12 protein-coding genes are annotated in these 14,290 nt (G+C 25.5%); 10 read left to right on the top strand and 2 right to left on the bottom strand.

Annotation, left to right across the window (positions count from 1 at the left end; all coding sequences use genetic code 4):
- Positions 1-73: 73 nt before the first annotated feature.
- Entirely contained in the window at positions 74-736 is a 663-nt protein-coding gene (locus KQ876_RS02330) for a deoxynucleoside kinase (protein WP_205852032.1), read from the bottom strand.
- A complete protein-coding gene (locus tag KQ876_RS02325; protein ID WP_205852033.1) occupies positions 736-1,407 on the bottom strand; it encodes a deoxynucleoside kinase in 672 nt (223 codons plus the stop codon). The genes KQ876_RS02330 and KQ876_RS02325 overlap by 1 nt, the downstream gene beginning before the upstream one ends.
- Before the next feature lie 141 nt (positions 1,408-1,548).
- Here KQ876_RS02325 and KQ876_RS02320 point away from each other — a divergent pair, with 141 nt between their 5' ends.
- The 10 genes from KQ876_RS02320 (at position 1,549) to KQ876_RS04415 (ending at position 14,288) form a co-directional block, all read left to right on the top strand.
- On the top strand, positions 1,549-2,133 hold the full coding sequence (locus tag KQ876_RS02320; protein ID WP_205852034.1) for a thymidine kinase: 585 nt from the start codon (positions 1,549-1,551) through the stop codon (positions 2,131-2,133).
- Between the two features lie 175 nt (positions 2,134-2,308).
- The gene (locus KQ876_RS02315) at positions 2,309-3,793 is read left to right on the top strand and encodes an MAG3090 family protein (RefSeq protein ID WP_216490105.1); all 1,485 of its coding nucleotides are present in this window, start codon (positions 2,309-2,311) and stop codon (positions 3,791-3,793) included.
- 142 nt (positions 3,794-3,935) lie between these two features.
- Complete coding sequence (locus tag KQ876_RS02310; RefSeq protein WP_253282239.1) at positions 3,936-5,294, top strand: glycine--tRNA ligase; 1,359 nt, start codon at positions 3,936-3,938, stop codon at positions 5,292-5,294.
- A 23-nt stretch (positions 5,295-5,317) separates the two neighbouring features.
- A complete protein-coding gene (dnaG, locus tag KQ876_RS02305) occupies positions 5,318-7,321 on the top strand; it encodes a DNA primase (protein ID WP_216490103.1) in 2,004 nt (667 codons plus the stop codon).
- A gap of 1 nt (position 7,322) precedes the next feature.
- Positions 7,323-8,819 (top strand): RNA polymerase sigma factor, encoded by a 1,497-nt coding sequence (locus KQ876_RS02300; protein ID WP_205852039.1) that lies wholly within the window; start codon positions 7,323-7,325, stop codon positions 8,817-8,819.
- 1 nt (position 8,820) lies between these two features.
- Complete coding sequence (locus tag KQ876_RS02295; RefSeq protein WP_216490101.1) at positions 8,821-9,609, top strand: Nif3-like dinuclear metal center hexameric protein; 789 nt, start codon at positions 8,821-8,823, stop codon at positions 9,607-9,609.
- A complete protein-coding gene (nadE, locus tag KQ876_RS02290) occupies positions 9,610-10,401 on the top strand; it encodes an NAD(+) synthase (RefSeq protein WP_205852658.1) in 792 nt (263 codons plus the stop codon).
- Between the two features lie 13 nt (positions 10,402-10,414).
- Positions 10,415-11,137 (top strand): YebC/PmpR family DNA-binding transcriptional regulator, encoded by a 723-nt coding sequence (locus KQ876_RS02285; protein WP_216490099.1) that lies wholly within the window; start codon positions 10,415-10,417, stop codon positions 11,135-11,137.
- Positions 11,138-11,142: 5 nt separating this feature from the next.
- Positions 11,143-12,192, top strand: a complete 1,050-nt coding sequence (locus tag KQ876_RS02280; protein WP_205852043.1) for a ZIP family metal transporter — start codon at positions 11,143-11,145, stop codon at positions 12,190-12,192.
- Positions 12,193-12,299: 107 nt separating this feature from the next.
- Positions 12,300-14,288 (top strand): DHH family phosphoesterase, encoded by a 1,989-nt coding sequence (locus tag KQ876_RS04415; RefSeq protein WP_216490097.1) that lies wholly within the window; start codon positions 12,300-12,302, stop codon positions 14,286-14,288.
- Positions 14,289-14,290 lie beyond the last annotated feature (2 nt).

Raw genomic sequence — 14,290 nt, 5'->3', positions numbered from 1 at the left:
AATAATTTATTTTTTTGAAAAAATGAACAAAAAAAGTAAAAACAGTATTGATGTTTTTACTTTTAACAAAATATTAATTTCTTCTTGATTTACTAAAATCAAAATTTTCGATTATATTAATAGATTTATCAAAAACTTCATCTTCGCTCAATTCATTAGTATCTATTATTACATATGGTATTTTATATTTTGTGGTTAAATTAATAAATTCCTTTTTATAAATAGAATGTAATTCAAAAAAATATTCAAAATTTTTATTAAAATTATCTATTTCAACTTTTCTTCCTCTTTTTAAAATTCTATTTTCAACATTTTTAAAATTAATATCAAGAAAAATTGCAAGATCAGGATTATTATCTAAATTTATTAAATGCTCAGACATTTCTAAAAAAGCTTTTAGGTATCTAGATTCTTTTTTTGAAAGTGTGACGATTGCAAAAATTATATGCTCAATATTAAACCTATCTAAAAATATATGTGTATCCTTATGTGAATTTTTGTTTAAAAATTTTTTATTAGCAATATTAAATGAATTTTCTAAGGATTCAGTGATATATGCTTGAAAAGATAAATCAATATTTGGCTTTTGTGAATAAATTCATTCTAAATATTTGTTAAAAATTTCATCATTTTCACTAAATTCTTCCAATAAAACAGAGTTTTTATATTTTTTATTTAAAAGTTTTGATAAAGTGCTTTTTCCGCTACCTATCATTCCGCTTACAGATATAACCATTATTTCTTTCTTTCTAAAATTAATTTATTTTTATGTTTTTCGATTATTTCAATTGTTTTGTTAAAAACCTCTTCTTCATTTAAGTTTTTAGTATCTATTATCACGTAATTCAAATTATATTTTTTAGCTTGTTTTTCGAAAGTTTTCCTGTAAAGTGCAAAAAGACTTTTGAAGTATTCTATATTTTCAGAATAGTGATTTATCTCTACTTCTCTACCTCTTTTAAATAGTCTTTTTTCAAATGTCGAATAATCTAAATCTAAATAAATTGCTAAATCAGGGGTCTCCCTATTTTTTATTAAGTTATTAAACATAGCATCATACCCCTTTAAATAGTTATCGCCTTTTTTAGAGAGTATAACTGATGCAAATATGTAATGCTCTATGCTAAATCTATCTAAAAATATATGGTTTTTATCCATTGAATAATTTAATTCATAAAATTTATCTATTATCTCATTTAATTTTGTTGTATGATTTTCAATTACGTACGCTTGAAACCCCATTGTCAAATTTTCTCTTTTTGAATATAATCACTCTAAAAATTGATTAAAAACCTCATCGTTCTCTTCAAATTCTTCAAGTAATAGAGAATTTTTGTAAAATTTTGTTAATTTTTTTGTCAAAGTACTTTTACCACTACTTATCATTCCGCTAATTCCAATAACCATCAATACCTCCGGATATTTTTATTGAAATATTAGTATAACAAAAAAATAATATGAATTTTTGAAAAAATTTTTTTATTTCTTTTTATTTATTTAAATAGTTTTAAAATAATAGAACATTATAATTATTATTTAGGAGTAAATATGTTTTTAAAAAAACCTGAGGGAACGTTGGAAATTATCACCGGCCCAATGTTTTCTGGAAAAAGTGCAGAATTATTAAAAAGATTAAAAATTTTAGAAATTGCAGGAATAAAAACTTTAGTTTTTAAACCTCGTTTTGATAATAGATTCAGCGAAACTATGGTTGTTAGCAGAACCGGGGCAAAAACGGATGCTATTGTAATTGAAAAAGCAAAGGAGATACTAGATAATTGAGACTCTAGTGTTAAGTCTGTTGCTATTGATGAAATAAATTTTGTTGATGATGGAATTTATGAAGTAATAGATTTTTTAGTTTTAAATGGAGTTAGGGTAATAATAAGCGGTTTAGATATGGATTTTATGCGAAGACCGTTTGGTGTTACTCCACATCTATTGGCTATTGCCGATTATGTGACTAAATTAAAAGCTGTTTGTTTAGTATGTAAGTCTGATGCGGCATTTTCTTTCCGTAAAGAAATTAATAGCGAATTAAATTTGTTAGGAGACTCCGAATACGAACCTAGATGTAGAAAATGCCATATTATTGGTGAGAAACAAAAAAATGATACTTATTTTAAAAAGTAAAAAGTGCTATTTATCGATAAATATATAGCGCTTATATTTATTTTTATTTTTTCACTTATTTTAAGTTACAAAAAATGTATAATAATTACAAGATTATTTATTAAGAATAATCTCTTAAAAAATATCCCAATCAAGATTAAAAATATAATTAAAATTTATTAAAAGAGGAAAAAATATGAAACGTTTATTATGTTTATATAAGCCAAGCAATGATAAAAATTATCCGTGAGCTTTAAAACACCCAAAAGTTAAATCTGCTTTAGCGTTATTTAAAACACGTAAAGATGCTATGAATTGATTCTTAGAATTAGGATACGATTGTGCTACTTATTTTCAAACTGAAAAAAAAGTTTTTGGTGGTCTTTTTATTTCTGAAAAAAACGAAGATGGAATTTTTGAATTTGAAGTTAATACTGAAAGATACGATGGTAACGTTGATGAATCTGATATTCTTAGAGAATTTAATGTTGATCAAAAAACTGGTTTAAGAAATTATGAAGAAGCTGGAAAATACTTAAGAGAAATTGTTGATTTTAAAGTTTTACGTGATCATGAAACTTATTTCCCTGCTGATGACGATTTTGTTATTGAAAGAAAGAAAAACCCTAAAGATATTCAAATTGAAAAATTACAAAAACAAATTGAGGAATTACAACTTTTATTACAAAGCAAAAACGTAGATTCACATGAAGTTTCTGTATTACTTGCAAAATTAAATGATACAAATTCAGACAAAGCTGCTTTACAAAGAGAAATTGAAATATTAAAAGCAAGAGCTGAATCTTATGATAATGTTGAAGTTAAAAAAGAAGTAGAAGTTAGAGAAGTAATTAAAGAAGTACCGGTTGAAGTCGTAAAAGAAGTTGAAGTAATTAAAGAAGTACCGGTTGAAGTCGTAAAAGAAGTTGAAGTAATTAAAGAAGTACCGGTTGAAGTCGTAAAAGAAGTTGAAGTAATTAAAGAAGTACCAGTTGAAGTCGTAAAAGAAATTTATACAAATGATAATGATTTAATTAAATATCACTATATTAGAGACCTTTCAAAAGAAGAACAATTAGAGTCATTAGCTGTTTTTGCTAACAAATTAGAAAAAATTTCAGATAAAGTAGTTGAAGAGAAAATAACTTCAATTCAAGATAGACAAGATATTAAAAACGAACTATCTTATTCGTTATCAGTTGCTAAAGAGTTGAAAGAATATTATAATGAAGATGTTAAAAAGACAAAATTATTAAAATTAATTATAGAGTCTTTAACAAAATCAACTAGTAGATTATCGACAAAAATATTTGCAAGAGAAGATGTTGCGCATGCACCTGAAAATTTTGTATATGTACAATTAGAAAATGGCGAAAATATTAGATTATCACAAGAAATTTCTTTTGTTATCTACAATAGAAAATATGTGGCTTTTGTCGAAGAAAAAGATTACTCATATGCTTTTGTTGCTCAAAGAGTTTCTAATAAAGATCATTTATTAGTATTTACTGATTATTCAAATAGTGTAAAACAAGAAACTATTGTAAAAACAAAAGAAATTTATGTAAATGAGAGTGATTCGTTCTTATTCTGATCGGTATTATTAATTTCATTAGCATTTGGAGTTTTAATAACATTAGTTTTCATGCTTTGATTAGGATATGTACCTACATTAGCATAATTAAATATAATATAAAAAATAATAGGGAGCCTTTACCCTGTTATTTTTTATATTTTTTGTTTAGCTATTATGGGTTTTTAAAAGTGGAGAATTATACCAAATTTCCCAAAAAGCATTTTAAAAATTTGGTATAATAAATATTATGGCTATAAAAAGAGAAAAAATGTTAGAAATAGTAAATCATCTCAAAAATTTTGGTTTTGTTTTCCAAGGTAGTGAAATATACGGAGGATTGTCAAATACATGGGATTATGGACCGTTAGGTTCTTTATTAAAAGATAATATTGCGCGTGCTTGAAAGTTAGAATTTATTACTAAAGAGTCTAATAATCATTTGATTGATTCTAAAATTTTAATGAATCCAAATGTTTGAGTTACCAGCGGTCATGTTGGTAATTTTAGTGACCCACTTATTGAAAATAAAGTCAATCAAAAAAGATATCGTGCAGATAAATTGATTCAAGAAATTGATGAAAATATAATACCAGAAAAAATGTCTAACGACGAAATGAGAGATTTTTTAGTAAAAAATTTACCTGAATATGAGGGTTCAAAAACAGATTGGTCAGAAATAAGAAAATTTAATTTGATGTTTCAAACTCATCAGGGTGTAGTTGAAGGCGAAAAATCTGTTGTTTATTTAAGACCGGAGACAGCTCAAGGTATTTTTGTTAACTTTAAAAATGTTTTGAGAACTTCAAGATCTAAATTACCTTTTGGTATTGGACAGATTGGTAAGAGTTTTAGAAATGAAGTTACACCTGGTAATTTTATTTTTAGGACTAGAGAGTTCGAACAAATGGAACTTGAATTTTTTACACATCCTGACGAAGCTAACAAATGATTTGATTATTATATAAATAAAGCATGAAATTTTGTTAAAAAAATAGGAATTAAAGAAGAAAGTATTAGATTAAGAAAGCATGATGAATCAGAACTTTCACATTATTCAACAGCAACAAGTGATATTGAATTTAAATTTCCTTTTGGATGAGGCGAATTATTAGGTGTTGCAAATAGAACTGATTTTGATTTAAAGTCTCATTCTGAAGCGACTGGTGAATCGTTAGATTATTTAGATCCGCAAACAAATAAAAAAATAACACCATATGTAATTGAACCAAGTATAGGATTAGATCGCTTAATGTTGGCTGTAATTTCAGATGCTTATAGTATCGAAACATTAGAAAATGATGAAAGAGTTGTATTAAAATTTCCTATAGAAATTTCGCCATTTAAATTGGCTATTTTGCCTTTGATGAAAAAAATTTCTCAACCTGCTATTGAGCTTTATAACAAATTGCTAGAAAAAGGAATTAGCGTAAGCTACGATGATGCTGGTTCTATTGGTAAAAGATATAGACGTCAAGATGCAATAGGTACATATTGATGTGCGACTATAGATTATCAAACATTAGAAGATAACACAATCACATTAAGAAATAGAGATACAATGGAACAAATTAGAATTTCTATCGATGATATTACTAAATATTTATAAAACTTAAAAAGGAGTTTAATTAAATGGCGACAATTCCAAACGAAATTGTTAATGAAATAATTTCGAACTCAAATATTGTAAATGTTGTGTCTAATTTCCTTGCTCTTAAACGAAAAGGGAATAATTATTCCGCACTTTGTCCTTTTCATTCTGATAGTAACCCGAGTTTTAGTGTTTCGCCGCAAAAAAATATTTATAAATGTTTTTCTTGTGGAGAAAGCGGAAATTCACTAACTTTTGTTATGAAAAAAACGGGTAAAAATTTCGTAGAAGCATTGGAATTTTTAGCAGAAATGATCGGATATACTTACGATTTTTCTAGTTATAAATTTAATCCTTTATCCACCTTTTCAAATGAAGAATTAAATTTATTTGAACTTTTGGATGCCGCAAACACTTTTTTAAAGACACAATTATTAAAATTTGAAAGTGCTCAAAAATTTTTAAATGAGAGACAAGTAAATAATTTTGATTTATTAAATACTTTTGATTTAGGTTATTCAAGAGAATCTGATTTATCTGATTATCTAACCAATAAATTACATTATTCCGAAAAAGAAATGATAGATGCTGGTCTTCTAAATAGCGATTTGTATAATTTTTTTAAAAACAGGATAACATTTGCTATACGTGATAATAACGGTAAAGTTGTTGGTTTTAGTGGTAGAACTTTAGATCCTAAAATCAAAAGTAAATACATCAATTCACCTGAAACTAAATTATTCAAAAAGTCTAAAATTTTATATAATTTTCATAATGCAAAAGAATTTATAAAAGCAAAAAAAGAAATTATTATTGTAGAAGGTTTTTTTGATGTAATTGCACTTTATAAATCTGGTGTTAAAAATGTTGTGGCATTAATGGGTACGTCACTTAGTGAAAATCATATATTTAATATTAAAAGTTATAAAATAAAGTTATTTTTGGACAATGATCAGGCAGGGATAAGTGCATCATTGAAATCAATACTATCATTGTATAAACACGGAGTCCATGATGTAGATGTTATTATAAATACTTATAATAAAGATCCGGATGAAATTTTTAAACAATATGGTAAAAATAAAATTTTAGAACTTTTAGAAAATACTAAAAATTCTTTAGATTTTATTTATGAGCATTTTATAAATAAAAATAGACTAATGGATAATAGAGATTTCAGTAGTTTACAAAATTTTGAAAATGATATTATAGAGTTTTTACAATATTTACCAGAAAAATTTTCTGATTATATAATTAATAATTTTTATAAATCATATGATTATAAAATTGAAGTTAAGAAAAATGATGTTGAATACGAACTAAAAGATGATACTTATCTTGAAAATACAATTCCTTTAGACGAAAATTACTTGATACCTAATTATGTGCCTGCTGAATTTAACGAACAAAATCTAAGATCTTCAAATAATAATTTTATTAATAATAAATATATCGATAATAATTCAATAAATCTTTTAAGCAAAACAATTAATAATAATATACAGATTAAATTTTTGATATATATGTTAGAAAATAAGTATATCAATGATAAAATCGACCAATCAGATAATAGATTTTTCTTTTTGAAACATGAATTATATAAAAATATATATACTAAGATACAACAAATGCACAAACAAAGTGATAACTCAGAAAATTTTTTAGATAGTCTAGAAGATGATTTTGAAGTAAGTAGTAATATAAAGAATATTATTAGGATAAAAAAAGAAGAAGTTTTAAATGATTTAAAAAATATTTTTTCACAATTAATATACTTAAAAAATAAAAACTCTAATATAGATCAAACTTCTATAAATTCCTTTTTTGAAGAATATTCAAAAAGAATTAAAAAAGAATTAAATTCAAATGACGAAGAATGAGAAATTAGTTTAGATCCATTAATAAGAGCATTTACTAATGAATTCATATCAAAAAATAAAAATAATATGGCTAATATTGATATGTCTCAAATTGATTTAATAAGAGCTTACAAATCAAGAAACGTAAAAACAACCATTAATAAGAAAAAGCCAAAAGGAGAATAAAATGAATAATTATGATTTAGTAATTGACATTTTAAAACAAGAGTTAAAGAGAAAAAAGAAAACTTTTTTTACTCAAGAAGAAGTTTTTGATATCTTAGATAAAAGAAAACTAAGTATATCACAAGATGACGAGTATGACGGTATTACCGAATTTTTTGAAGTTCTTATGGAGCATAAAATCATTAGTAATAAAGTTGATCAAGGTGATGATGAACTAATTGATAATACATGATCAAAAGAATTAGAAAATAATACTAAAAAATTATCAAAAAATAAAGATAAAAAAACTTTAGAATTTAATGAAGATTCTGAAGAAAATGAGCTTGATTTTGATTCAGAAAACGATGAACTAGATCCTGATTTGTTTGAAGATGATGAAGAAATAGATTCTTCAGATGATGAAAAGACAGAGTACGATTATTCTAATGATGACAATGATGAAATAGATTCTGAAGAAGACGAAGATTCCGAAGAAGAACAAGAAGATGATGATTTATACTCATCATCGGATGATGAAGATTTTGATTTAGATTTGAATTTTGATCCTAACCAATCTATATTATTAGAAACAGAAAATAAAAAAACAAGTAACTTAGCAAATAAATTAACAGAAACAAATGATATTGTTAAATGATATATGCGTTGAATCGGTAAATATGGTAATCTTTTAACCGATGAAGAGGAAGCTGAAATTTGTCGTCAAATAGAAAAAGGTGGATTTAGAGGAAAAAGAGCTAGAGATAAATTAGTATTACGTAATTTACGTCTAGTTATCAATAATGCTAAAAAATACAAAAATAGAGGGCTTTCTTTTATAGATTTAATTTCAGAAGGAAATCAAGGTATAATGAAAGCTGTTCAAAAATTTGATGTTTCAAAAGGTTTTAAATTTTCAACCTACGCAACATGATGAATTAGACAAGCGATTACGCGCGCGGTAGCTGATCAAGCTAGAACTATTAGAGTTCCTGTTCATATGGTTGAGACAATTAACAAAGTTTCTAAAATAGAACGCGAACTTCAACATAATTTAGGCTACGAACCATCGGATAAAGAAATAGCTGATGAAATTAATAAAATCGCTGGAAATAATGATTTTACAGCTGATAAAGTAGCGTACATTAAAAAAATTAATATTGATCCAATTTCTCTTGATAAGCAAGTTGGTAAAGAAAACGATTCTTCATTTAGTGATTTTATTAAAGACGAAAACACAATTGGACCAGTTGATTTTTCAGCTCATGAAGAGTTATCTGATTTAATTTTAAAAATGATAGATGAAACATTAGAAGAGGATGAAAAAGAATTAATTTGTAAACGTTATGGTGTTGGCTATGATAAAGATGGTAATCGTTATAGAGTACATTCTTTAGAAGAATTGGCAGTTTCTAGAAACAATGTTTCTAAAGAAAGAATTAGACAAATTGAAAATAAAATATTAAGAAAACTAAGAAATAATCCTAAATTTGGTAAAAATTTAAAAGATTATCACGCATAATATGAAATTAAAAGAATTAATCAATGAACTTGAAAAAATGTACCCTTTATCAAATAAAGAGATATGGGATCCTTCTGGATATTCAGTTAAAACCCAACAACATAAAAAAATAACAGGTATTTTATTTGCAATAGATTTAACAAATGATGTTCTAAAATTTGCAATCGAAAAAAAATGTAACTTAATTTTAACCCATCATCCTTTTTTATTTGAAAAAGATAAAAAAACAGAATTTTTAAAAGCGCCTTATAAAAAGGAAATTGTTTCTAAGTTAAAAGAACATCAAATAACTTCTTATTCTATGCATACCAATTATGATTGTTCGTTATTAGGAACTTCATATCAAATAGTGAAATATATTGGTTTAGAAGAATATTTTGATTATACTTCTCCAAAGTATAGTGCTATAATAAATAAAAAAACTTCATTAAAAGAAATTGTTTTTTTATTACAACAAAAATTAGGTTTACATTCTTTTAGAACAAATCTAGATAAAGAAGATTATGATAAAGCATTTAATAATATTGCTTTTTTGAGCGGTAGCGGTTATATAGGTCAAATAATAGAAATGAAAGATAAAATTGATTTATTTGTAACAAGCGATCTCAAATGAAGTGATTGAATAACATACAAAAATACTAATGTTAATATATTAGAAATACCTCATTTAGATGAAGAAGTTTTTGCTTATCATTTACACGAAATTGTAAGAACTAAATTTAACAAGATAAATAATTTGCATATACACAAAATGAAATTACCTTATAATAATGTTCTAGAGGAGAAATAAATGAGCAAAATAACATCATATAATAATAATGTTCCGATATATTCTGAAGAAAAAACTTTAGAATATATCGAAGTTTTAAAAAAGTTTTTAAAAAATAAATTAAAAAGAGCCAATGCAACTGGTTTCATAGTTGGTATTAGCGGTGGAATTGATTCTGCATTAACTTATTCTTTAGCTAAATTAGTTGCTCCGAATACTACAATTGGTGTTGTTATGCCCATATCATCAATGAGCGATTATGACTTAAAACATATTAGTGAATTGGAAAAAACATTTGGTCAAGAATTTATCAAAGTTGATTTAAGTAGTGTTTTTGAAGAGCAATTAAAACAATTGAATATTTCTAATAAATTAGCTATAGCAAACATTAAACCTAGGTTAAGAATGACAACTTTATACGCTTTAGCTCAAGAAAATAATTCGTTAGTTTTAGGTACTGATAATGCTGATGAAGTTTATATTGGTTACTTCACAAAATATGGAGATGGTGGAGCAGACTTATTACCCATTTCTAGGTTAACTAAGGGCGAAGTTAATTTTATGGCTAAAATTCTAGGAGTTCCAGAAAGTATTTTAAGAAAGAAACCATCTGCAGGGCTTTGAGAAGGACAAAACGATGAAGATGAGTTAGGTTTTAGTTATTTAGAACTTGATTACTATATAAATCATTTAAATGATAAGGATAAAATTAATTCATATATTAAAGATGAATCAATAGAAAGAATAAAACATAAGCATAAAATTTCTAAACATAAAAGAGATGGCGCTTATAAGCCAAATAAAATAAAATAAAAGGAGAAATAATATGGCAGGACATTCACATTCAGCAAATATAGCACATAGAAAAGGTGCGCAAGATGCGGCTAGAGGAAAAATTTTTCAAAAATTATCTAAGGAGATCTATGTAGCAGCAATGTTAGGACCAGATCCGGATACTAATCCTACACTTAAATTAGCTATTTCAAAAGCTAAATCAAAAAATATGCCAAAAGACAATATTGAAAGAGCTATTGCTAAAGCTAAAGGTTCAAAAGACTCGGAATCATTCATTGAATTGTTATTTAATGCAACAATTAGTGGCGGAGCTACATTTATGGTTTTAGCTTTAACAGATAACGTTAATAGAGCGAAATCTAATGTGCAATCATATTTTAACAAACAAAATGCAACACTTGGAAAAACAGGTCAAGTCCCTTACGCTTTTGATAAAAAGGGAATAATTGAAATATCTAAAACATTAGTTTCGGAAGATGATTTAATGATGGTGGCACTAGAAGCTGGAGCTGAAAATATTGAAACAAATGATGATACTTTTGTTATCTTAACAGAGCCAGATAGTTTTACTGAAGTTAAATCTAAATTAGAAGAAGATTTAAAGATTAGTGAATTTATCCAATGTGAAGTTACATACATTCCAAATATGTATGTTGAATACGATGACGAAAAGAAAGAAAAATTATTTGAATTCATTGATAAATTAAAAGATGACGATGATGTTCAAGAAGTTTATCATAATATTCAGGAGTAAATTTAATGAATTGAATTTACGAAATTTATAAAGGAATTAATAGCGGGATTCAAAATGATAGCGCTTCCAAAATAATATTAGTTTTAATTTTTTTACTAATATTACTTTCTATACCGACAATTTTATCGATAACTTTACCTTTTGCAAAGAAACTTTTAAATAGCAATATAAAAGTTTATTTATATGCTTTTTCAACAGGTTTTTTTATTATACTTGCGACTTTTGGTTTTTTACGAGAATCAATAGAGCAGTCTTCTTTATATGCTTTTAATAATAATTTTTCAACGAATAAAACGTATTTATATAATATATTTTTAGTTGGTGGTGGTTCGCTTTTGGGCCTTATAATTGCAATAGTAATTAAATTTGTTATCTCATACAAACTTAACCAAAAATTGATGAAATCCAAAAAATTAAGTGTTTTTATTCACGAACATAATCATTCCGACGGAGAGATACATCATCATTCCCACGAAGAATTTATGTCAAACAAAGACGATAGAATAAATTTGGTTGAAGATACAATTTTTGTTGAAAAAGTAGAAAAAAAGTTAAAAATAATTGCTTTACTACTCCTATTAACACATAGAATACCTGAAGGTTTACTAATCGGGTATAGCTTGTCTCAAAATATACTTTCGGGATATTATGCAGAAATGCAATTGTCGGATGGTGGAGTTACAACTTTAACTGCTGCGTATCTTTTTTCTTTAATATTACATTTAATACCCGAAGAGTTAATTTTTTATGTTAGATTACGTGAATCAGGGTTTTCTCCTCTTAAATCACTAATGATTTCGTTTTTAGGATTATCACTTTTCTTACCTTTTATGATCATTGGTGTTTTTGTTAATATAGGCAATGAAAAATACATAAATTCTTTAATTTATTCAACAATTGGTACTATATTTATTTTCACTTCTTTAGTTGAGTTTTTACCTGAATTCTATCATTGAATTCTTAATAAAAGAAAATATTTTTTTGTTATATTAATGATGTTTATTGGAATATTATTTGCAATTTTTGTTTTATCATTCCATTCACACAGTCATTAATTAAATAGGGCGACAAATAACGATTCGCCCTTTTTGTTATTTAAGTATAAATAAGAATGTAAATAATGTATAATTTAATTAAAGATTATTGTTTTTGAAAGGAATTGATGAATACTAAAAAAAAATACTTTGCATTTGCGTTTTTATCTATTCTTTTAGTTTTAATATTGATAATTTCCATCTCTATAATCTATGTTAAAAATGTAAATATACATACACATTGATTAATAATTGAATTGTCGGTTGTTGTTTGATTGATTTTAACATCATATTCTATAAATCAAACTATTTTGTATTTTGCTAAAAGTAGAGAAATAATTAAAAAATCATTTAATGGATTTGTAGAAGATATAATGGATTCTAATTCTATTGGTTTAATTATTTATGATGTTGATAAAAAAATTTTATATACGACAAAATACATAAGAACTAAATTTAAAAAAGATTTTATTGGCAGAAATATTTTTGATTTTTTTAAAGAAATAAACCCAAAATATAAGGATTTAAATTTTGATGCTAATAATTTTATTATTAGTAATGAGAACAATGATTATGAAGTTCAATTTTGACCTTTAAATAATGTTGTTGTGATAAGAGATATAACTGCAGAATCAATTTATAAGAATGAAATTTGAGAGCAAAAGCCCGTTATTGCAGAATTGGAAATTGATAATTATAGTTTATATCAATCAATTCTTTCTGAAGAACAATTATTTAAAATTAATTCTATAGTAATTAATATAATAAACGAATGTGTTAAAAAATATAATATTATTTATAGACAATATACTAATGGTAAATTTCTTATTTTTACAAATGAATTAACTCTAAAGGAATTGATTGAAAATAATTTTGATCCGTTTATGAATATACAAGAAGATATTTCGAGAGAAGAAATTAATATTAATAAGCTATCATTAAGTATTGGTGTTGCTCATGGTTGAAATTCTTTAAATGAAAAATTAGAACAAGCGAAAAAAGCTTTAGTTCAAGCTCAATCGCGTGGAGGGGATCAAGTTGCAATATTTTCAAATTTTATGCCACATAAATATTATGGTTCTAATAATGAAATACTTCCGGATAATAATAGAACAAAAATTAGAGAAGTTTCTAGTTATTTTTCAAAAAAACTAGAAGATACAAAAATAAAGAATGTTATCATTTATGGTCATAGGTTAGCAGATTTAGATGCTCTTGGCTCTGCTTATGCAATACATTTGATTGCTAAAAAATTTGGTAAAAAATCATATATATGTAGTGAAACGTACGACAGTACTGTAGAAAATTGGCTAGAATCAAACCCTTGATTTAATAAAAATCAAATATTAATAAATAGAAAACAAGCTTTAGAATATAGTTCTGTTGATGCATTAATTGTTTTAGTTGATAATTCTGACCCATTAAGAACAGACAATCCTAATTTACTTGTAAATACTAAACGTGAAAATATTTTTATTTTTGATCATCATAGAGTTGCAAAACAAGTTGATTATGCCTTAAAAACTAACATTTTTATTGATACAAGTTCTTCGAGTGCTTCTGAAATAGTAACCGAAATATTAATGTTTTTATCATATAAAAATATTTTAGACACAAATGGGGCTCAAATGTTATTAAATGGTATATATTTAGATACAAATAATTTCTCAAAATCAGCTACTCCAAGAGCATTTGAGGCCGCGGCTTGGTTAGGTTTAAAAGGAGCTAATCCAGTTATTAGTAGAGATTTATTAAAAATAGATGAAAAAACTGAAAAAGTAATTGAATCAATGCTATCAAATATAACTGAAATAAAAGAAGGTTTTTACTTAGCTTATTCTGATATTGAAGTAACTAATGATGTTATTTCTATAGCAGCAAACGAAGTTTTAAAAATTAAAGGTCGTGTCGCTTCTTTTGTTGTAGCAAAATTAAAAGGCACTAAAAAATACAAACTTAGTGCACGTGGGATAAATACAAATGTTCAAATAATTTGTGAGGCTGTTGGTGGTGGCGGTCATTTTAGTGTAGCAGCCGCAGAAAGTGATGAGCAATTAGAAGTATTTATTGATAATATTAAACAAGCAATTTCCCAAAATGGAAATAAGGAAGGATAAAA

Origin of the sequence: Mycoplasma sp. CSL7491-lung (genome assembly GCF_018913965.1) — a bacterium.
GTDB lineage: Bacteria > Bacillota_I > Bacilli_A > Mycoplasmatales > Metamycoplasmataceae > Mycoplasmopsis.
This window is presented reverse-complemented; position numbering and strand designations above follow the sequence as displayed.